The sequence below is a fragment of the Rhizobium sp. PL01 genome, assembly GCF_033447125.1.
In the GTDB taxonomy this organism is placed as follows: Bacteria; Pseudomonadota; Alphaproteobacteria; order Rhizobiales; family Rhizobiaceae; genus Pararhizobium.
In genome coordinates, this window is record NZ_JAWQUM010000004.1 from 369,622 (window position 1) to 388,423 (window position 18,802).

An 18,802-nucleotide genomic window follows, 5' to 3' on the forward strand; every position below is an offset into this window, starting at 1 on the left:
ACGCTATAATCCATGGTTTTCGTTTCATTCGTACTAAAGACGAACGACAATATCACTTCAAGTATCCGCGAACGCGCATTTTTCCAGTCACGGCAGCGACTGGAAAGAGTTTTGGAAGAATCAGGCGGCGTTTTGCTTCAGAAGGGGTTCCAGGTCGGCTGCTGGGTCAGCTTCAGATAACCGACATTGATGCCGAGGCGGGCACCAAGGCCAGTTCGGATTGGAACCAGAACGATGTTTTCGTCCGTGAGCACCGTCATGCCGACCCCGGCGACCACATAGGCTGAGCCGGAGACGCCGCCGAAGCGCTTGTAGAGCGAGGGGACGGCTGGCAGGTTGTAGACCAGCATCATCGTCCGGCTGCCTTGCCCACCCCAGTCGAGGCCGAGGGACGGCCCCTGCCAGAACACGTTATGCTGGCCGGCGTTCTTGGTATAGAGGTCGCCTTCGCCATAGGTCAGGCCAGCTACGAATGCGCCGGATCCTTCTTGCCCGAGAATGTAGCCGTTCGGCAGGCCGTATTTGGAAAATGCGTTCTCGACCACCTTGGCAAGTCCACCAGAGGTGGAGCCGAAGAAGCCGTGACCGGCATCGACGATTTCCTGCATCGTGTATTGTTCGCCGCCATTACTCTGCGCAAGCGCCGCCGGCATGAGGCTGAACGCAGCCATCATCGCCACGAATGTGCGTAAGAGTGGGAATTTCACGGCATTGACGATCCGCTGCATGTTCTTCTCCGTAGACTCAGGAGCGCCTGCAATGTCATTCGCGGGCTGCTGCCTGCCCCGTTCCAGACTGTTACGGGTTTCGGGCTGATTGCCAGCAATTTGAACCGATCATCTTAACAATCGGTTTACCAAATGTGGTGTCTTTATGATCTTCGCCCTGAGACTATGCCCGCGCAATGTTCGCGGGTTAGACAATGGGCAAGAGGATCGCGGAAGGCCGCCTGATCTCGCTTGTGAGCCGCTCGAAGGCTATTGAGGATACGACCATGGGAAAGAACCCGAACCTGACCTTGACCGGTCCCGATCTCGCAGCGCTTTTGTGCAGCCGTGTCTGCCACGACATCATCTCGCCGGTTGGCGCTATTAACAACGGCCTCGAACTGCTCGATGAGGGCGGGGCGGATGCCGATGCCATGGACCTCATCCGGACCAGCGCGCTCAATGCCTCGGTACGTTTGAAGTTTGCACGACTGGCCTTTGGCGCGTCCGGCTCAGCTGGCGCCTCGATCGATACCGGTGAAGCGGAAAAGGCGGCCAAGGATTTCGCTTCCGTCGAAAAGAAGACGGAAGTCACGTGGACCGGACCGCGCGTTATCATCGCCAAGAACCGGGTCAAGCTGCTGCTCAACCTGTTTCTGATCGCTTATGGCGCCATTCCGCGTGGTGGCTCGATCGACATCATCCTGGAAAATCCGGAATATGACGCGGCGTTCAAGCTGATTTGCAAGGGCCGGATGATGCGCGTACCGCCGAAGCTGGTCGAGCTTCTCTCGGGCACGCTCGAAGAAGCCGTCGATGCGCATACGATCCAGCCCTACTACACGGTTCTGCTCGCCGACGAGGCGGGTATGGAGATCGAGGTCAACTCGACATCCGAGGAAATCGTGTTTTCCGCGAAAATGGTTGCAGTCGAAAGCTGAGATAAATCCGCTTTTAGATGTTGCGGTAACTGATTCTTTGCCAAAGCGGCATACGGTTGTTGATAGGGAGCGAATTCCCGCTGTCGCGCAGAGAGGGAGCTTGAGATGCAACGCTTGATGATTGCCGATGATTCGGACGTCGTACGCAAGGTCGGGAAACGCATCCTCTCCGGCCTGAATTTTCTCGTTTCCGAGGCCGCCAACGGTCTGGAAGCACTCGTGCGTTGCGAAGCGGAGCTGCCCAACATCATCATCGTCGATGCGGGTCTGGATGGCGCGCTCGATCTGATTGCCAATATCCGCAACCTGCCCGAAGGCAAGGCCGTGCGCATCTACTACTGCGTCGTTGAGGCGGATCTGAAGAAGATGATGGCCGGCAAGCGTGCCGGTGCCGACGATTTCCTGCTGAAGCCGTTCGATCGCAAGATCCTGACCAGCGTTTTCGGCAGCTTGTCGATCGCCGCCTGATTCTTCAGCAAACCATATTATCTCGAAAAAGCCGCTGCCTTTCCAGGCAGCGGCTTTTTTATGTGCCCTTTACGAGGGGTAACGGGGCACCATGCGGAAAGCCCGGAAACGCAAAAGCCCGCCATCATCGGCGGGCTTTAACGAAACTCTCGGCACGATCAGCCGTGGCGTCCCTGCATTATGCGGGATGCGAAACACCGCCGGCTGGAATGGCCGGTGGTATCAGGCGCTTTCTGCCAACTCGCCTTCCGGCTCGCGCAGCACATAGCCGCGGCCCCAGACGGTTTCGATATAATTGGCGCCGCCAGCGGCATTTGCGAGCTTCTTGCGCAGCTTGCAGATGAACACGTCGATGATCTTCAGTTCCGGTTCGTCCATGCCGCCATAAAGGTGGTTGAGGAACATTTCCTTGGTCAGCGTCGTACCCTTGCGGAGCGAAAGCAGCTCCAGCATCTGGTATTCCTTGCCCGTCAGGTGAACACGCTGTCCGCCGACTTCGACAGTCTTTGCATCCAGGTTGACGATCAGTTCGCCGGTGGAGATGACTGACTGTGCATGACCCTTAGAACGGCGCACGATCGCATGGATGCGAGCAACCAGTTCGTCCTTGTGGAAAGGCTTGGTCATGTAGTCGTCAGCGCCGAAGCCGAGACCACGAACCTTGTCCTCGATACCGGCCATGCCGGAAAGGATAAGGATTGGTGTCTTGACCTTGGACAGACGCAGCGTTCTCAGAACCTCGTAACCGGACATGTCCGGCAGGTTAAGATCAAGCAGAATGATGTCGTAATCATAGAGCTTGCCGAGATCGACACCCTCTTCACCAAGATCGGTGGTGTAAACGTTAAAACTTTCCGACTTGAGCATCAGTTCGATGCTCTGCGCTGTCGCGCTGTCGTCTTCGATGAGTAGAACCCGCATAATTGTCCCCTTTTCCGCCGCCGAAAGGTCGTTGTGGCCCCCTTACGCGATACGGATCCAGTCGTTGCCTGATTTGGAGGCTGCCAGCAAATGGTTAACAAATTCTGATTCACTCTGGCAAGGTGTATCGAAAATGTTAAATATTTTTTGCAGTCCTCTGATTTTGCATGTGAATCTAGAATGACATCCTTAACGCACAACATTAAGGAAATCGGCTATCTGACTCATCTGACTCAATCTATGCCGAACCCTAAATTTTGTGCCCGGCATTTACTGACCCTTAAATGATCGTCCCTATGATTAACGATGCCCGTAAACGAAAGGTTACCAGCGGTAGGATTTTGTTAATATCGCTGTAATTTTTTTTGTTTCCGACACCGTAAGGTCGGTTAATCGGGTCAAATCCAGTAACCGGGGTCTCGCATCACGGGAGTATTGCGTATGAAGTCACGTGAGAGCCTTGTTCGCCTGAAGGAATTTCAGGTGAAGGAGAAACAGCGTCAGTTGAGCCAGTTGCAACTGATGATGTCCGAATTTGAGCGGATGACCAAGGAATTGGAAAACCAGATCACGTTCGAAGAAAAGAAATCGGGGATCACCGATCCCGCCCATTTCGCCTATCCGACGTTTGCCAAGGCTGCGAGACAGCGGGCAGACAATCTTCAGGTCTCGGTCCGGGAACTGAAGGTGCAGCAGGATGCGGCGGAACTTGCGCTGGAAGAGGTTCAGGCGGAATTCGCCAAGGCCGCAGCGCTCGAAGAACGCGATAGCGGTGCTCGTATGCGCGCCTAGGCGCGCTTGAGGTTTTGCTCAAGGCCCAAAGGCCCTTCTCACGAACTTGTCTCAAGTTCGTGAGAAGGGCCTTGTGCATTTTTAGGGCAATTTTTTGAAGGACGCTCCGGCTTACGCCTGGATCACATCCTGCCATTCGGGATGGCGCAGCGCCTGAGCACGCATGAAGGGGCAGAGCGGAATGATTTTCCAGCCGCCCTTTCGGGCCGCGTCGATCGCGTGGGCTGCGAGCGCCTGGCCGACGCCCTTGCCGCGTAACGCGTCCGGAACAGCGGTATGATCGATGATGATCAGGGTCGGCGATGACCGGGAATAGGTCATCTCGCCGGTATGCCCTTCGACTGTTGTGCTGTAGCGGCCATGCGAGCCGTTTTCTTCAAGCTTGATATCCATGGTCCACCCGTCATTTGTTGGCTCCCGCCTATATGGCACGGGGCAGAGCCGAAACGAAGGGTGGGGGAGGCTTGAAAATGTTTCGGACAGCTGCCTAGTTCGAAGCAGCTGTCCGGGAAAACGCGCTTGGGTCTATCGCGTCAGTGGCGATATTGCTGGATGCGGGTCGTTCGCAGGCCGGCAAGACCATGGTCACTGATCGAGGACTGCCAAGACAGGAATTCTTCGACGGTCAAGGTATAACGTTCACAGGCTTCTTCCAGGCTCAGCAGTCCGCCACGCACGGCGGCGACGACTTCTGCCTTTCTGCGGATCACCCAACGGCGCGTATTGGCCGGAGGCAGATCAGCAATTGTCAAAGGGCTGCCATCGGGTCCGATGACATATTTCACGCGGGGTCGTATCATTTCGGTCATTGGACTCTCTACACATACTCAAGACCATATGGGATCAACTTACCCTGTCACATTTAACATTTGCCTAAGCAGGTAGTAACAATTTGCTAATAATTTTAGAGACTTCCGGCGCGCTCTTCGACCAATTGCGGATCTCGAAAACAGTGCCCGGCTCAGCGCGATTCTGCTCTCGATCACCTCTTTATTGTGGAGCTTCCAAGCTTCGTTGTGTAATTTCCATGTATGCATAGGAGCTATGCAAATATAATGGTTCAATTTTCATAAAATTATTGATAGTCACAGCCAGTAATTGAGCATGAGCAACATTTTGTTGCTCCGGAATGCTCTCGATGCACCATTTTATTTCAAAATGCCGGTCTTTTCGCTTCGAATGTGTCCTTAGTGGCCTCTCGGGGTTTCGTCGGTGTTGGATATATCGTGCTGCTGCCGAAAAAATTCCGGAATGAGAATTTTTTGGAGAGCTGGCGCCGTGGCCGGCAGGTTGGTGATTAAAAATATGAGAGACCCTGACAAGCTGGCCTTGCGAAGCGAGGCTTATGCTGATTTTCTTTCGGGCATGAACAGTTCCGCAGTCCAGACGGAGTACGAAGTGCTCCACCTGATGCGCCAGTGCACGGCGCAATTCGGCTTTAGCCACTTCATGATCGCGCGCATTCCGTTCGGCGAGCAGCAGCGTTTCGCCGAACGTCTCGTTTTGAGCAGCTGGCCGTCGGAGCTTGTACGGGAATATGACGCGGCGATGGTTTTCCAGGCGAGCGCGCTGGTCGAACGGTTGCGCCATACGAAGCTGCCGATCTTCGGCGCAACACAATCCCTGCTCAACGCGCATGGGACCGCGGCGCGCGACACTGTCGATGCCTTGTTTGCCGGGCAGGCTATGAGCAATACATTTGCTGTCATGCTGCACACCACCCACGGGGAAGCATTTGCCGCCCTGCTCTGCGGATCGCGGGGCGAGCCGGACAGGACCGAGACGGCCGATCTGTATCTGACCCTGCTGCAACTGTTCGAAACGCTTGAGCGCACCTTTGAAGTCGGCGCCTCGGCACGCGACAAGCTGTCGACGCGCGAGATCGAATGTCTGCGTTGGGCTGCTGCTGGCAAGAGCAGTGACGAGATCGCCATCATCCTCGGCATTTCCGCCTATACGGTTTCCAGCTACTTCAAGACCGCTACCCGCAAGCTGGATTCCGTCAATCGCATGCAGGCGATCGCGCGCGCCATGCGGATGAAGCTGATCTGAGCCGGGCAAACCCCTTGCCCTTGTTCAATTCCCCGCGACTTTCTATATAGCGGCTACGGAATGGCCGGTCTGAACCGGGAACCGTCGGCTGCGGCGTTGGCCGTTTGCAGGAAACAGGGTATGGTCGCGCGAAAATGCCGAACAACCCACCGATGGACCGGAATACCGGATTGGATACCGTGAACAGTCTCGATTTTGATCGCAAGCCCGAAGATACGCGCGTCGTCGTTGCCATGTCCGGCGGCGTTGACAGTTCCGTGGTGGCCGGCATCCTGAAACGGCAAGGTTACGACGTTCTCGGTATCACCCTGCAGCTCTATGATCATGGCGCCGCCGTCCACCGGGCCGGTTCCTGCTGTGCTGGCCAGGACATCGACGATGCCCGCCGCGTCTGCGAGGTGCTGGGCATTCCGCATTATGTTCTCGACTATGAGCAGCGTTTTCGCGAAACGGTGATCAATCCCTTTGCCGAAAGCTACGTGGCTGGCGAAACGCCGATACCCTGCGTTGCGTGCAACCAGACCGTCAAGTTCGCCGATCTGCTGGCCACCGCCCGGGAACTCGGTGCCGATGCACTGGCCACCGGCCACTATATCCGGTCGAGGTCGAACCCGACGCCCGACGCTCCGGGCCGCCGCGCGCTGTTTCGTCCGACGGATGCCGATCGCGACCAGAGCTATTTCCTGTTTGCGACCACGCAGGAGCAGATCGACTATCTGCGTTTTCCGCTCGGCAATCTGACCAAGGCGGAAACCCGGCAGCTTGCCGAAGACATGGGTCTCGTCGTCGCCAAGAAGGCCGACAGCCAGGACATCTGTTTCGTGCCGCAGGGAAAATATGCCGATATCATCAACAAGCTGAAGCCGAATGCGGCTCTGGGCGGCGACATCGTCCATCTCGACGGCCGCGTGCTCGGCAGCCATGACGGCATTCTGCATTATACGATAGGCCAGCGCCGTGGCATCGGCGTTGCCACCGGCGAGCCGCTCTATGTCGTGCATCTCGACGCCCGCTCGCGCCGCGTCATCGTCGGCCCGAAGGAAGCGCTGGAAACGCGCCGCGTCTACCTGCGCGATATCAACTGGCTGGGTGACGGCGATATTTTCGATGTGGCGGCCGATGGCTTTGCCTGTTTCGCCAAGGTCCGCTCCACCCGTCAGCCGGCGCCTGCGATCCTGCGCGCCGATGCAGATGGCGTCTCGGTCGAGCTTCTGGAAGGCGAGGCGGGCGTTGCCCCCGGTCAGGCATGCGCGCTCTATTCCGGTATCGGCGAGGACGCGCGTGTCTATGGCGGCGGCTTCATCCTGCGCTCCGAACGGGAGGCCGCTGCCGAAGCTGCGCTCAAGGACCTGCTGCAGAGTGTGGTTGCTGCCTGATTGAGGGCAGGGGACGGTCCATCCTGTGTCGTCCCCGCCAATGTTCACCGTCCCTTGAAAAACTTCCTGTTTTTTGAAACGGCCCGGCTTGACACCGGCATGAACCGCACCCTATAAGCCGCCCACTGACGGCGACGACAGCGGCCAAGCGCCCAAGTCTCAGTCTGATGGCGGGGTAGCTCAGGTGGTTAGAGCAGCGGAATCATAATCCGCGTGTCGGGGGTTCGAGTCCCTCTCCCGCTACCACATTTTATTAGTTATCGTGAATCGATACACGCGTCCGCAAACAAGCCCCGCTTAGAATGCGATCCATCCTAATGGCTCGCATTCGAGCAAGATGCTGGACAAAACCACCAATACAGCTTGGCGCATAGCACGCTTCATCTTCGGTACACCCGCGACCACCACCCTGGCTGCCGCCCGCATAGGGCGGCTTCTGGCTGGCTCTATGAGTTTGTATCCCTCGACCTGCTCGCGGGTTGCCAATGCCATCAACTGCAGGCGCTCGTGATGATCGATAACCCGCCGTTCGGCGAACTGCAGGTGAGCAAAGAATTCTCCGTTTTGCGTAGTTGTGACGCTTTCCAAAGAAAGGCCGCAGACGCCCAGCGCATAGCATTCGTGAGCGATGAGGGCGAAGCTTGCGGGTGTAAAGACCCACGCATGGCAATCAATGTAGGCGTTGCTTTGGCCCTCGCCGTAATAGGTCCTGAATGCCTCGCCGAGTGACATGGTGACGAAGGTCATCTGCTCTGCAATGATCGCGTCTTTATCGGGCCACGAAATCATCCCGCGCTTCGCCACGGCGGTGATCGACGTCTCAAAAAGTGTTTTGCGGGTATGAACCGCGTCACGGTTTCGTGACGCCTCGAGCCAGTCGGCCGTGGTCGATAGAGGTCGGAACAGGTCAAAGCAGTACCGCTTATCGGGCAGAGCGATGGAGATCACTCCGCCTGGTTTGAGCAGACTATGGCAGCTTTTCAGGAAGCCCAACGGGTCGGGGACGTGTTCAAGAACATGGCTCAAAAAGACGACGTCGAAGGTGCTGTGATGTTCATTGGGAATCGAGTCCAGGAGGGTTCCGTCTTCCCAGACGAAATCTACCTCTTCGATAAGATGGACATCGCTTCCGAGATGTCGGTAGTGCCGCATGAGGCCATCGCGGTCGAGTTTGTCCACGATGTAAACATTGTAGCGGTCGCGCTTTGCCGCCATCGGGCGAAGAAGGGGGCCGATTTCAAGGATCTTCTTATCGCGAGTGATATGCCGCCGGATGTTTTGGAACGCGCTTTTCGACCTGCTTTTCGTAGGAATAGCGACCGGCGGTTGCGCCCGCAAATCCCCAGGCGTTGTGCCAAAATCCTTGCCTAGATACCCCATAGCTCGCCCCCCGGTTGTTCGGCATCACTACCGCGTTACAAAGATGCTGGGAAGATTGAATTTCCTGACTTGGGCTAGATATGCCGATACGGCGGAGCCATCTCTTTCTCGCGCGGGAAGGGGGCGTCGTGGAAGTGACCTGGTAGCACACTGGTAGCGGATGTTTAGTTTATGTGTCGTGCCAGATTAAGAGTCTGAAAATAATGCATAATGATAGAGAATGATGGCGTTTGATATAGGGGGCGTGGGATCGTAATCGCCGTAGCGGCTATCCTCAAGCAACTCCGCCCGCGGCCCTTACGAATAGCACATATTTCTCAGCCAATCCCTCCTGCAGCCGGTCGATGATCAGCAGCGAGATTTGGAAAGCTGTGTCGAGGTCCGGGGTCGCACTGACCAAGTCAGCCAGATAGACCACTTCGGAATCGTATTGATCGGGCGTTTTTGCGACTTCGTGTATAAACGTCCGGAGCGCCAGCCGGGCATTGGTCATCTGCGCAGTCCGGCGCTCGGCCTCCGGAAGAGGCAGGCTGATCAGAAAGACATGGACATCTATGAAACGCAGAAGAGCCGAAAAATGCTCTGCTGTTTCGGGCAATCCTGCCTGCAGATAGAGGTTGGCTTTTGCGGCTTCCAGCGTGCTGCTCGTCGCCCAGCGACCGAGGTCGTAGCGGTAGATCGTCGAATCATCGGAGAGGAATTTTCCGGCGGCGCACAGCGCAAAGCTCAAGGCCCAGTCGCAATAACCACCCCGTGTCGGATGGGCTTGTGAGAACAGCGAATACAGGCTTTTGAAGAGATCCGAGCGGTAGACGCTGTAGTAGAGCGCGTTATTGCCGTTGGCCTTGCCGTTATATTCAAGCATCCGGCTGCCGGCGTCATCGGCGATGATCGAAAAACGATCGACCTGCTGCACCCCTTTTTCATTGGTCCAGATGAATGTTTGCGGACGAACGCCGATCACATCGGCAGGAAGATCGGAAAATTCGAACGGCTGCTTGTCATCTAGGCCATAAATCTCGTCGTCATCGCCCATCGGCATCAGGAAGGGCGTTTCGACCTTTGACAAAGCAGATATCATGTTCTGCAGGCCGTTATCACCGGCCGGGACAACATAGGTCAGACGTGGATGGCTGTTTTCGTAGCGCGCGCGTTTTTGGGGATCTCTGGAGTTGTCGGAAACGACAAGCCGGCAATCCCTTTTTTCCGCGTAGATCAGCGCCGTTTCGATCGCGCAGGCAGAGTGCCGGAGATCGCGATTGCTCGGCATGCAGAGGGTAAGCTGTGTCATCAGGCGTGTCCAAGCGATTGAGGTCTCCAGCTTTAGGCCGCGTCGGGTGCGCGAGGCTTACCTGGCATTTCCAGTCGATCCAGCCTTGCACCAGCCGGTTTCGCTAGTGATGGTTTATCAACAGATACGTCTGGACCGTCGATGTCGGCATCTTTTTCAAAAGCGCTCGGTGACTACAATGATGGTAACTATCACGGGGCATTGAGCATTCTGTCGCCGGACCGCCGGCAATCCTTCGTACTCAACGAACTTCTGCTGATTGCCCAATGTTATGCAAAGACGGAGAAATTCGCCGATGCGGCATCGTTCTATATCAAGGCGGCGGAGCTGGGCGGTCCAAAACAGGCGATGCTGCGGGCACTTGCTGCCAATATGCTGCAGGAAGCAGACGATTCCTTTGCATCTTTGAACATAGCTCGGCTCGCCGCGAAAACCGGCGAGTTCGATACCAATGCCGAGGAAACCTATCGCCGTTGTCTGCACGAATTTCTGTGCATCGACGAGGCGCAGATGGATGACCAGCGCTTTCTGGACCGGCTGAAAGCCGGCGATGAACGCTATCTGGCCGCAGAGTTTCCGCATCGCCATATCGGCTGGTGCGGCGACGAGGGCATCAATGCGCGACAGATGAAGGTGCATGACGCAATGGCTTTTACGCCGGCGTCGAGAGCATCAAGGCGGGCGGTGCCGCATAGATTTTCCGGCAGGATCAAGATCGGTTATCTCTCGGCGGATTTCAGCGATCAGCATGCCACGATGCGTCTTTTTCAGAGCGCGCTGCTCCAGCATGACCCTGAGCGCTTCGACGTGGCGCTTTTCTGCAACACAGACGATGACCTGATCAAAATCGACAAGGGATCACGCGATACCTATCCCAACCTGCAACGGATTGGACACCTCTCGGATCAGGATGCAGCGGCGGTGATCCGAAATTCTGGCATCGATATTCTCGTTGATCTCAAGGGACATACGAAGGGTTCCCGCGCCGGGCTGCTCAATCTTGGTGCTGCCCCGATCCAGGTCGCCTATCTCGGATTTCCCGGATCGGGGACAGGCATCGATTGCGATTATATCCTCACCGACGCCGTTGTGACGCCGGAAACGAGCCGGCCGTTTTATCACGAAAAATTCTGCCTGCTTCCAGACAGCTACCAGTCCAATGACAATATCGGCCGTCCACTGCCGCCCGCGACCCCACGCGGCGCACTCGGCCTGCCGGAGGATCGCATCGTCTTTGCTTCGTTTAACGCCCAACGCAAAATAACGCCGGCGACGGCGGAGGTCTGGGCGGATATTCTGCGGCGAACGGATGACAGCGTGCTGTGGGTCATGTGCTCGAATCGTTTTGCGCAGGATAATCTGGTGCGCTGGATGGAAAATGCAGGCATCGCCAGTGACCGGATCATCTTCGCCGATCCGGTTGCCTATCCGGATCACATTGCCCGCCTTCAGGCGGCGGATATCGGGCTGGATACATTTCCCTACAATGGTCACACGACGACATCGGACAAATTATGGGCGGGCCTGCCGGTGCCAACCTTTAAGGGCACGCATTTTGCCTCCCGGGTGACGGAGAGCTTGCTGCGGGCGCTTGGGGTTGGCGAACTGGTTGCGGATACTCCAGAACGTTACGTCGAACTCTGCGTGTCGCTGGCAAAAAACCCGGACGAACTGCGTGCAGTGAAAGACAAGGTTGCCGCGCAGCGTACGGTCGCGCCGCTGTTTGATACCACGCGCTTCATACGTCATCTGGAAAAGGCGTTCGAGCTGATGATTGCGCGCGCCCGCAACGGTCAAGAACCGGATCATTTCGCGGTGCCTGCGATCGCATAGGAACCCCAGGACGGGCCGACATTCAGGCGCTTAACGTAGCGCTCTAGAAGAGCGTTACGGTAAGCGCGAGCGGCTTGTGTCATGCCGCAAGGTCCCGCATTATCCTTGGTAACCGGTTAGATATACAGCGCTATTCCTGCCTCAAAGGCCAATTTGGCTTCGGACGCCCATTTGGGCCAGCAGGTTGCAAGGCAACCGCTCGGAAAAGCGAAGATCCTTGAAATAAAATTTGCGCGGCCCTTGAACGGCCCGATCCGCAGCTCCAATTAGGGCGAGACCCGTGGTCCGGGCCCCTCTGGTAAAGCCGCCGGCGCTTTACGATGTCGGACCTTCCTCGACATTGTATGCCGGCGAAGGAGAAGGCTTTGGACCTTTCGTTTATGCTCGTCCAGTGGATGGGATCTCCCCTCTGGATGTGGGCAGCGTTCATCACGCTGGTTGCTCTCATTCTCACATTTGACCTCGGTGTCCTGCATAAGGAAAACCGGGAAATCGGCGTCAAGGAAAGCCTCAAGCTTTCGGCGCTCTACATCTCTCTTGGCCTGTCGTTCGGCGCATGGGTGTGGTGGTATCTCGGCGCTGAAGCCGGCATGAATTATATCACCGGCTTTGTCGTCGAAAAGACGCTGGCCCTGGATAACGTCTTCGTCATCGCCCTGATCTTTTCATTCTTTGCCGTACCGCGCATTTACCAGCATCGGGTGCTGTTCTGGGGTATTCTCGGCGTCATCGTGTTGCGCGCCATCATGATTGGCCTTGGCGCAACACTTGTGACCGAATTCTCCTGGGTGCTCTACATCTTCGCGGCCTTCCTTGTCTTTACCGGCTTGAAGATGCTGTTCGTTGGAGAGTCCGATCCGGACATTGCCAACAATCCGCTGGTGTCCTTCATGCGCCGCAAATTCAACGTCACGGACACGCATCATGGTGAGCGGTTCTTTGTAAAGCAGCCGCATCCAAAGACCGGAAAGATGGTTTTGTTCATCACGCCGTTGTTCATGGCGCTGGTGCTGATCGAAATTGCCGACGTGATCTTTGCCGTCGACTCGGTTCCCGCGATCTTCGCGATCACGACCGACCCGTTCATTGTCTATACCTCCAACATCTTTGCTATCCTGGGTTTGCGCGCGCTCTACTTTGCGCTGGATGCGATGATCCACCGTTTCAAATACCTGAAGCCGGCTCTGGCCATCGTGTTGGTGTTCATCGGCTCCAAGGTCTTCGTGGCCTATCTTCTTGGCCTGGAGAAATTCCCGGCTGCTCTGTCCTTGTCGATGACCTTCGCCATTATCGCGAGCGGCGTGGTCTGGAGTTTGATGAAAACCCGCAAGGACAACACGGCTGCCCATTAAGGGTAGCCCACAGACTGACACTTCATTCACTCAATAAGGATAAGAAAAATGCTGCTCGAAATCATGTCATCCGCAATAGCCTCGATGATCGTTGAACCCGCGAAAGCGGATTTGCGTGAAGCAATCATCGGCGCGAATGCGTCCCCTGCCATCGTCGAGCAAAGCGAGACTTGCCTGCGCGAAGGTGCCCCGCTCCTGATCACCAAAGCAGGCGAACAGCCGGTCTGGGCCGTCACCTCCGTGGTCGGCGTCACCGTCGGCTGGTACCAGCCGGAAGAGTTTCTTTCGGGCGTTCATCCCGCCTGCGATGCTGCGCTCGCTGAACTTCAGAAAGAGGCCTCTTGAGGCCTCCCTCTGACATCAAGCAACAGAAACAGTGACACAGAAATGAACGCCGATATGAAAAACAACACCGTGACAGAGGTGGGTGACGAACTCGAGCATTCTCCGATCAACGAGATCCGCGCGAGACGCAATCACCTCGCCGGTTACTGGGTTGGTCAGAAGCTCGGCCTTTTGGGCGGTGATTTGTCCGCCTATGCAAGAGACGCGCACGAAAGCGATTATGAAATGGCCGGCGATGCCGATATCATCGCCAAATTGACCGGCGACCTGAAAGCGCACGGCGTCATCTTCAGCAATGACGAGGCAAACGAGTTGCTGAAGTCGTGCCATCGCCAATCGTTGCTCGATAGTCACTGTACGGATTGATGCCGTTGGACGCAGAAAGCATCGAGAGCCGGATCGAAGAAGACAAGATCAAGGGGTCCGACTTCATGCTGGAACTCCTCGATCGGGCTAGGCATGACAACGGGCTGGAATTGAAACGCGTTCTTGGAAGAGAAGGCCGGATCGGTGTCGCCTTTACGCTTCTCATTCTGGCCCTGCCAACAATCATTCCAATGCCAGGCCCTTTCGGCTTTATCTTCGGAACCTGTCTCGCCTTCGTTGCTGTTCAGATGATGGTGGGGGCAAACAGGTTGTGGTTGCCCGAGTGGATCGGGCGTCGCGTGCTTCCGTTGAAGGCTGTCGAGGCGACCATTTCGGCGACCCGGCCGTGGGTCTTGCGTTTTGAGGCTTGGTTGTCGCCTGGACGGCTTGCCGTGCTGACAGGGCGCAAGGCACGCATCGTGCTTGCCATCCCCATCTTGCTGCTCGCTATTCTGATTGCTCTGCCAATACCATTCGGCAACACACTTCCAGCACTGGCGGTTGCCTTGATCGCGGTCTCGCTGGCGGAGCGGGATGGGTTGATGGTCATCGCTGCAATGGCGCTGTTCGCAGTCGCTTGCGTTGCCTCATATTATCTCGCAACCGCAGTCGGCTCAGCCTTTGTCTCTTTGATCTAAACGGGTACTGCTACGGCACACTCTCACACACGGTATCTTTTTCAATCAGACGCTAGGATGAGGTGAGGTAGGAGCAAGCGGCCTGCCCATGCGGAAGGGCGAGCGCAAGAGCCCGCAACGAGATCCTAGGATTGCAGGATCTTCTCGATCTTCGTAGAGGATTCGTTGAGGTCGAAGAGTTCGTAGGCGCCTGTTTCCTCCACCTGGCGGCAGACGAAATTAACCCTGGCTTCGTCATGGCCGAGGGCCACAAGCAAAGTTTCTCGCAATCCCATTGCCGTCAGAAGCACCGGTTCCCGCAGAAGCTGTCCCTCCCGCCATGAGCTCAGGCGCACGGTGATTGGCATCATGGTGATTCTCCTCACCACCAGCTTACCACGAAGCCGGCCGGAATATTAGCAATCGGCTTTTCAGAAGCCTTCCGTTGGGCGGCGAACGCATCACGAAGGGTGGTTATCCCTCGCTCATTATTTCCATGCCGCCAGTCAACCGGTCCATCAGGCTGCGGCGGACGCGGCCGACGTCGCGTAGCGGCGGCTCGCCGAACTGGCGGGCGTATTCGCGGCTGAACTGCGACTGGCTCTCGTAGCCGACCTGATGACCGGCGGAGCCTGCATCCAGCATATCCTCCAGCATCAGCCGCCGTGCCTCCTGCAGCCGTAGCTGCTTCTGGTACTGCATCGGGCTCATGGCGGTGATCGCCTTGAAATGATGATGCAGCGAGGAGACGCTCATGCTGACGCGGCTGGCCAGATCCTCGATTTTCAGCGGCAGGGCGTAATGTTCCTTCAGCCAGACGCAGGCACGGCTGATCTGGTGTGACTGGCTTTCAGTGACCGCCATCTGGCGCAGCCGCGCGCTCTGTGGGCCGGTCAAAAGCCTGTAGATGATCTCCTGCTCGATCAGCGGGAGCAGAGCCGGAATGTCGTCCGGCCGGTCCAGAAGCCGAAGCAAGCGGATGGCTGCATCTTCCAGGTCCGGGGTGACCGAGCTTACCGACATGCCTCGTGTCGCAGGCGCCGGCGTGCCGGTTTGCGCGCCGGCCTGATCCAGCAATCCGGCAATGCGTGTGGTATCGATCCCGAATGTCACGCTCAGATAGGGTTTTTCCTCCGAAGCCTCGACGATCTGCGTGGTGACCGGCAGGTCGATCGAGGTCAGCAGATAATCGGCGCCGCCATAGCGGTAGACGTCGTCGCCGAGCACTACCTGTTTTGCACCTTGTGCAATCAATGCCAGGCTCGGCTTGTAGGAACCGCAGGATTTCGTGCCGGTTCCTGAGCGCCGATGAACGCTTACACCTGGAATGGCCGTTTGATGATCGCCATCCTCCTTGGCGAAACGGGCAATGAGATCAATCAGTTCCTGACTGCGCGGGGTTCGTGAAGCTGTCATAATCGAAAGTCTTTCCAGCTATTTAGATTTCTTCTCGCAAACCGGAATTTAGTCGTTCTGTGGTAATATGCAAAACCTTGGCGGCACGTTTTGCAGGATCGTACAATAATCTTGCAGGATTGCTCTAACGTTCTGCAGGCGTGATCTGCCAGTATGCTTTCGGGGAGAGGCGATCTGTGCTTCCATCACAATCCCCGCTTCATCAAATAAAGGAGTGACCCATGGCCCTGGCAAGAGGATATGCTGCGACGGATGCGTCGAAGCCGCTGCAGCCCTTCACATTCGAACGGCGCGAGCCCCGCGAGGACGACGTCGTCATCAGCATCAAATATTCCGGTATCTGCCATTCGGATATCCATCAGGCCCGCAATGAGTGGGGCAACTCGGTATTCCCAATGGTTCCCGGCCACGAAATCGCTGGCATTGTTACGGCGGTCGGCGCGAAGGTCACGAAATTCAAGGTCGGCGACCGGGCCGGCGTCGGCTGCTTCGTCGATAGCTGCACCGCCTGCGCCAGCCGCGATGTCGATCTGGAACAGTACATGCCCGGCCTTGTCGGCACCTATAACAGCGTCGAAGCGGACGGCAAGACGCCGACCCAGGGTGGCTATTCCGATTCTATTGTCGTCAAGGAAGGCTACGTCCTCTCCATTCCGGAGAACCTGCCGTTCGAGGCAACAGCACCGCTGCTATGCGCCGGTATCACGCTCTATTCGCCGCTGCGCAACTGGGGCGCCGGTCCCGGCAAGAAGGTCGCAATCGTCGGCATGGGCGGTCTTGGCCATATGGGCGTCAAGCTTGCCCATGCGATGGGTGCTGACGTCACCGTCCTCAGCCAGTCGCTGTCGAAAAAGGAAGATGGCCTGAAGCTGGGCGCCGACCATTATTATGCGACCGCCGACGCTGAAACATTCACCAAGCTGGCCAGCACGTTCGACCTCATCCTGTGCACTGTCTCGGCTGAGATCGACTGGAACGCCTATCTCGGGCTCTTGAAGGTGGACGGGACGCTCGTCCTGCTCGGTGTTCCGGAGAAACCGGTGCCTGTGCATGCCTTCTCGCTCATTCCGGCCCGTCGCAATCTTGCCGGTTCGATGATCGGTTCGATCAAGGAAACCCAGGAAATGCTGGATTTCTGCGGTGAGCACAACATTGTCTCGGAAATCGAACTGATCCGCATGGATCAGGTCAACGAAGCCTATGAACGTGTCATCAAGAGCGACGTGCGCTACCGCTTCGTCATTGATATGGCAACGCTGTAATTCATGGAAACGAAAAGGCCGGCAAGTTCACCTTGCCGGCCTTTTTATCGCGTCCGCCCCGTCAGAGGGGTTATTTTACTTCGGTCAGCACTTCCGTGCCGGAACCGTCCTTGCCGGTGATCGTCCATTTGCCATCAAGCGTGCCATTGCCGTTGACCTTGTAGACGACCAGTCCCATTTCATCTTCCAAGACGTAGCCTGCTGCAAAGGCATCGCCGTTGAGCATGCAGACGCCGGTCGATTTGACCCCGGCGGTGTTCCATTCGATGACGCAGGTGGTTTCGCTGGCGAGCGTTATCTCAGCCGTGCCGGAATAGCTTGACCCATCGAGATTGGTGCCTTGGACAGTGTATTTGCCGGCGTTTACGGTTTGCGCATTCGCAGTGGATGCGGCCGCGAGCAAAAGTACGGCGGCGAAAACAATCTTCTTCATGGGACCCCTCAAAAAAATGGCTCGATGACCGAGCTGCACGTGAGCCTATGCGCAATCGGTGCCGTTTGAAAAGCACCAAAATTGTGGTGATGTGGGCGAACGGTACTTTGGCCTTTAACCACTGTTCGCGTCAGCTTCTGTGTTCACCTCGCACCGCCTGATGTACCGCGTACAGGGTCGAAAGCAGGCTTGCCGCCGTGTCGAGGGGAAGGCAGCTTGGCCCGTCGCAAAGCGCGCGGTCGGGGTCTGGATGAAACTCCAGGAACACGCCATCCGCACCGGCCGCCACAGCTGCCTTGGCGATGATGGGGACACCCTCGCGGCGTCCGCCCGTCGAAGAACCGTTGGTGCGGGGATCTGCACCCGGCAATTGCACGGAATGGGTCGCATCAATGGTAACCGGAACGCCGAGGCGCTGCATTTCGGCAATGCCGAGCATGTCCACGATCAGATTGTTATAGCCAAAGGAACTGCCGCGTTCACACAAGATGATCTGGAGATCGGGTGCAACCGCCCGCGCTTTGGCGATGATGTTCTTGCAGTCCCAAGGGGCGAGAAACTGGGCTTTCTTGACGTGCAGCAGGCCACCGGCACGGCTTGTGGCAATGGCAGCAGCAACAATCAGGTCCGTCTGGCGGCAAAGGAATGCAGGAATCTGAACCAGATCCGCAACGGCGGCAACCGCCTCTGCCTGATCGATCTGGTGAATGTCGGTAGCGATCGGCACATTCAAGGTTCGTTTGAGTTCCGCAAGCATGGCGAGGCCATCCTGCAACCCGGGACCGCGATAGCTGGCATTTGAGGAGCGGTTGGCCTTGTCAAAGCTCGCTTTGAACACGAAAGGCAAGCCGAGATCGGCCGTGACGGCCTTCAGGTGCCGCCCCACATCCAGCGCTAATTCCAGATTTTCCAGGACATTGAGGCCTGCGATAACGGCTAGAGGCTGGCCCTCGCCAAACGATATGTTCCAGTGTTTCAGATGCGCTAAGGCCATGATCGACTTCCACTGACGTTAAAGAAAACGCTCCATCGCACGACGCAACCGTGCGCCCGCTATCATTCAGGTTGAAGCGAGAATCACATCTCTGATCGTCGTACGTGCGCACAATATGGAGTTTTGGAAAGGCAGCAACTTGAGATTGAGGGGCGAGGCACCATCAAGATTGCTTGGATAACTGCGGCAGGCTTACGCCGCGTGCCAGCGCAGTCTGGTCGGCCCTGATGGGGTTGTGAGTATCCGTTATGGGCCG

The 18,802-nt window shown here is 56.8% G+C and carries 21 protein-coding genes and 1 tRNA gene; 12 read left to right on the plus strand and 10 right to left on the minus strand.

The genetic code is table 11. From position 1 onward, the window contains the following. Nucleotides 1-137: 137 nt before the first annotated feature. Complete coding sequence (locus R6X40_RS12220; RefSeq protein WP_412178375.1) at nucleotides 138-674, minus strand: DUF1134 domain-containing protein; 537 nt, start codon at nucleotides 672-674, stop codon at nucleotides 138-140. A gap of 320 nt (nucleotides 675-994) precedes the next feature. Here R6X40_RS12220 and chpT point away from each other — a divergent pair, with 320 nt between their 5' ends. Together chpT and R6X40_RS12230 are read left to right on the plus strand one after the other, a co-directional pair. Then, complete coding sequence (gene chpT, locus R6X40_RS12225; protein WP_318414216.1) at nucleotides 995-1,648, plus strand: histidine phosphotransferase ChpT; 654 nt, start codon at nucleotides 995-997, stop codon at nucleotides 1,646-1,648. A 105-nt stretch (nucleotides 1,649-1,753) separates the two neighbouring features. Then, nucleotides 1,754-2,116, plus strand: a complete 363-nt coding sequence (locus R6X40_RS12230; RefSeq protein ID WP_318413914.1) for a response regulator — start codon at nucleotides 1,754-1,756, stop codon at nucleotides 2,114-2,116. 222 nt (nucleotides 2,117-2,338) lie between these two features. Here R6X40_RS12230 and ctrA read toward each other — a convergent pair whose 3' ends face one another. Further along, on the minus strand, nucleotides 2,339-3,037 hold the full coding sequence (gene ctrA / locus R6X40_RS12235) for a response regulator transcription factor CtrA (RefSeq protein WP_037099813.1): 699 nt from the start codon (nucleotides 3,035-3,037) through the stop codon (nucleotides 2,339-2,341). A 441-nt stretch (nucleotides 3,038-3,478) separates the two neighbouring features. On the opposite strand from ctrA, the gene R6X40_RS12240 reads away from it, so the two are divergent. Further along, a complete protein-coding gene (locus R6X40_RS12240) occupies nucleotides 3,479-3,829 on the plus strand; it encodes a flagellar export protein FliJ (RefSeq protein ID WP_113241951.1) in 351 nt (116 codons plus the stop codon). Between the two features lie 111 nt (nucleotides 3,830-3,940). Here the strand turns inward: R6X40_RS12240 and R6X40_RS12245 are convergent, their stop codons facing one another. Together R6X40_RS12245 and R6X40_RS12250 are read right to left on the minus strand one after the other, a co-directional pair. Further along, nucleotides 3,941-4,222: a GNAT family N-acetyltransferase gene (locus tag R6X40_RS12245; protein WP_318413917.1), complete on the minus strand. Its 282-nt coding sequence runs from the start codon at nucleotides 4,220-4,222 to the stop codon at nucleotides 3,941-3,943. A gap of 140 nt (nucleotides 4,223-4,362) precedes the next feature. Then, nucleotides 4,363-4,638, minus strand: coding sequence for a DUF1153 domain-containing protein (locus R6X40_RS12250; protein WP_004430042.1), 276 nt, complete (start codon nucleotides 4,636-4,638; stop codon nucleotides 4,363-4,365). A gap of 496 nt (nucleotides 4,639-5,134) precedes the next feature. Between R6X40_RS12250 and R6X40_RS12255 the strand changes: the two genes are divergently transcribed. The 3 genes from R6X40_RS12255 (at nucleotide 5,135) to R6X40_RS12265 (ending at nucleotide 7,503) form a co-directional block, all read left to right on the plus strand. Further along, nucleotides 5,135-5,881, plus strand: a complete 747-nt coding sequence (locus tag R6X40_RS12255; protein WP_318413918.1) for a helix-turn-helix transcriptional regulator — start codon at nucleotides 5,135-5,137, stop codon at nucleotides 5,879-5,881. A gap of 152 nt (nucleotides 5,882-6,033) precedes the next feature. After that, on the plus strand, nucleotides 6,034-7,257 hold the full coding sequence (gene mnmA, locus R6X40_RS12260; protein WP_318414218.1) for a tRNA 2-thiouridine(34) synthase MnmA: 1,224 nt from the start codon (nucleotides 6,034-6,036) through the stop codon (nucleotides 7,255-7,257). Nucleotides 7,258-7,426: 169 nt separating this feature from the next. Next, nucleotides 7,427-7,503: transfer RNA gene (locus R6X40_RS12265), tRNA-Met, on the plus strand. Nucleotides 7,504-7,554: 51 nt separating this feature from the next. Here the strand turns inward: R6X40_RS12265 and R6X40_RS12270 are convergent. Both R6X40_RS12270 and R6X40_RS12275 read right to left on the minus strand, forming a co-directional pair. Continuing rightward, nucleotides 7,555-8,637: a class I SAM-dependent methyltransferase gene (locus tag R6X40_RS12270; RefSeq protein WP_318413920.1), complete on the minus strand. Its 1,083-nt coding sequence runs from the start codon at nucleotides 8,635-8,637 to the stop codon at nucleotides 7,555-7,557. A gap of 274 nt (nucleotides 8,638-8,911) precedes the next feature. After that, nucleotides 8,912-9,928, minus strand: coding sequence for a hypothetical protein (locus tag R6X40_RS12275; RefSeq protein WP_318413922.1), 1,017 nt, complete (start codon nucleotides 9,926-9,928; stop codon nucleotides 8,912-8,914). Nucleotides 9,929-10,069: 141 nt separating this feature from the next. Here R6X40_RS12275 and R6X40_RS12280 point away from each other — a divergent pair, with 141 nt between their 5' ends. From R6X40_RS12280 to R6X40_RS12300, 5 genes are all read left to right on the plus strand, one after another. Further along, a complete protein-coding gene (locus R6X40_RS12280; protein WP_318413923.1) occupies nucleotides 10,070-11,761 on the plus strand; it encodes a hypothetical protein in 1,692 nt (563 codons plus the stop codon). 365 nt (nucleotides 11,762-12,126) lie between these two features. Further along, complete coding sequence (locus R6X40_RS12285; protein ID WP_318413925.1) at nucleotides 12,127-13,113, plus strand: TerC family protein; 987 nt, start codon at nucleotides 12,127-12,129, stop codon at nucleotides 13,111-13,113. A 48-nt stretch (nucleotides 13,114-13,161) separates the two neighbouring features. After that, nucleotides 13,162-13,458 carry a hypothetical protein gene (locus R6X40_RS12290; protein WP_318413927.1) on the plus strand — a complete coding sequence of 99 codons (297 nt, stop codon included), beginning with the start codon at nucleotides 13,162-13,164 and terminating at the stop codon, nucleotides 13,456-13,458. A 54-nt stretch (nucleotides 13,459-13,512) separates the two neighbouring features. After that, a complete protein-coding gene (locus tag R6X40_RS12295; protein WP_318413928.1) occupies nucleotides 13,513-13,824 on the plus strand; it encodes an ATPase inhibitor subunit zeta in 312 nt (103 codons plus the stop codon). Nucleotides 13,825-13,829: 5 nt separating this feature from the next. Next, complete coding sequence (locus R6X40_RS12300) at nucleotides 13,830-14,462, plus strand: exopolysaccharide biosynthesis protein (RefSeq protein WP_318413930.1); 633 nt, start codon at nucleotides 13,830-13,832, stop codon at nucleotides 14,460-14,462. Nucleotides 14,463-14,587: 125 nt separating this feature from the next. Here R6X40_RS12300 and R6X40_RS12305 read toward each other — a convergent pair whose 3' ends face one another. Next, the gene (locus R6X40_RS12305; RefSeq protein WP_318413931.1) at nucleotides 14,588-14,812 is read right to left on the minus strand and encodes a hypothetical protein; all 225 of its coding nucleotides are present in this window, start codon (nucleotides 14,810-14,812) and stop codon (nucleotides 14,588-14,590) included. A gap of 103 nt (nucleotides 14,813-14,915) precedes the next feature. Beyond that, nucleotides 14,916-15,857 (minus strand): AraC family transcriptional regulator, encoded by a 942-nt coding sequence (locus R6X40_RS12310; protein ID WP_318413933.1) that lies wholly within the window; start codon nucleotides 15,855-15,857, stop codon nucleotides 14,916-14,918. A gap of 221 nt (nucleotides 15,858-16,078) precedes the next feature. Between R6X40_RS12310 and R6X40_RS12315 the strand changes: the two genes are divergently transcribed. Further along, nucleotides 16,079-17,119: an NAD(P)-dependent alcohol dehydrogenase gene (locus R6X40_RS12315; protein ID WP_318413934.1), complete on the plus strand. Its 1,041-nt coding sequence runs from the start codon at nucleotides 16,079-16,081 to the stop codon at nucleotides 17,117-17,119. A gap of 70 nt (nucleotides 17,120-17,189) precedes the next feature. Here R6X40_RS12315 and R6X40_RS12320 read toward each other — a convergent pair whose 3' ends face one another. Both R6X40_RS12320 and kdsA read right to left on the minus strand, forming a co-directional pair. Then, nucleotides 17,190-17,552: a hypothetical protein gene (locus R6X40_RS12320; RefSeq protein WP_318413935.1), complete on the minus strand. Its 363-nt coding sequence runs from the start codon at nucleotides 17,550-17,552 to the stop codon at nucleotides 17,190-17,192. A gap of 130 nt (nucleotides 17,553-17,682) precedes the next feature. Further along, nucleotides 17,683-18,546, minus strand: coding sequence for a 3-deoxy-8-phosphooctulonate synthase (kdsA, locus tag R6X40_RS12325; protein ID WP_318413937.1), 864 nt, complete (start codon nucleotides 18,544-18,546; stop codon nucleotides 17,683-17,685). Nucleotides 18,547-18,802 lie beyond the last annotated feature (256 nt).

Excerpts from the sequence above, each read along its gene's own strand:
- R6X40_RS12220 (WP_412178375.1), bottom strand. The coding sequence starts at position 674 with ATGATGGCTGCGTTCAGCCTCATGCCGGCGGCGCTTGCGCAGAGTAAT.
- chpT (WP_318414216.1), top strand. The coding sequence starts at position 995 with ATGGGAAAGAACCCGAACCTGACCTTGACCGGTCCCGATCTCGCAGCG.
- R6X40_RS12230 (WP_318413914.1), top strand. The coding sequence starts at position 1,754 with ATGCAACGCTTGATGATTGCCGATGATTCGGACGTCGTACGCAAGGTC.
- ctrA (WP_037099813.1), bottom strand. The coding sequence starts at position 3,037 with ATGCGGGTTCTACTCATCGAAGACGACAGCGCGACAGCGCAGAGCATC.
- R6X40_RS12240 (WP_113241951.1), top strand. The coding sequence starts at position 3,479 with ATGAAGTCACGTGAGAGCCTTGTTCGCCTGAAGGAATTTCAGGTGAAG.
- R6X40_RS12245 (WP_318413917.1), bottom strand. The coding sequence starts at position 4,222 with ATGGATATCAAGCTTGAAGAAAACGGCTCGCATGGCCGCTACAGCACA.
- R6X40_RS12250 (WP_004430042.1), bottom strand. The coding sequence starts at position 4,638 with ATGACCGAAATGATACGACCCCGCGTGAAATATGTCATCGGACCCGAT.
- R6X40_RS12255 (WP_318413918.1), top strand. The coding sequence starts at position 5,135 with ATGAGAGACCCTGACAAGCTGGCCTTGCGAAGCGAGGCTTATGCTGAT.
- mnmA (WP_318414218.1), top strand. The coding sequence starts at position 6,034 with ATGGACCGGAATACCGGATTGGATACCGTGAACAGTCTCGATTTTGAT.
- R6X40_RS12270 (WP_318413920.1), bottom strand. The coding sequence starts at position 8,637 with ATGGGGTATCTAGGCAAGGATTTTGGCACAACGCCTGGGGATTTGCGG.
- R6X40_RS12275 (WP_318413922.1), bottom strand. The coding sequence starts at position 9,928 with ATGACACAGCTTACCCTCTGCATGCCGAGCAATCGCGATCTCCGGCAC.
- R6X40_RS12280 (WP_318413923.1), top strand. The coding sequence starts at position 10,070 with ATGTCGGCATCTTTTTCAAAAGCGCTCGGTGACTACAATGATGGTAAC.
- R6X40_RS12290 (WP_318413927.1), top strand. The coding sequence starts at position 13,162 with ATGCTGCTCGAAATCATGTCATCCGCAATAGCCTCGATGATCGTTGAA.
- R6X40_RS12295 (WP_318413928.1), top strand. The coding sequence starts at position 13,513 with ATGAAAAACAACACCGTGACAGAGGTGGGTGACGAACTCGAGCATTCT.
- R6X40_RS12305 (WP_318413931.1), bottom strand. The coding sequence starts at position 14,812 with ATGATGCCAATCACCGTGCGCCTGAGCTCATGGCGGGAGGGACAGCTT.
- R6X40_RS12310 (WP_318413933.1), bottom strand. The coding sequence starts at position 15,857 with ATGACAGCTTCACGAACCCCGCGCAGTCAGGAACTGATTGATCTCATT.
- R6X40_RS12315 (WP_318413934.1), top strand. The coding sequence starts at position 16,079 with ATGGCCCTGGCAAGAGGATATGCTGCGACGGATGCGTCGAAGCCGCTG.
- R6X40_RS12320 (WP_318413935.1), bottom strand. The coding sequence starts at position 17,552 with ATGAAGAAGATTGTTTTCGCCGCCGTACTTTTGCTCGCGGCCGCATCC.
- kdsA (WP_318413937.1), bottom strand. The coding sequence starts at position 18,546 with ATGGCCTTAGCGCATCTGAAACACTGGAACATATCGTTTGGCGAGGGC.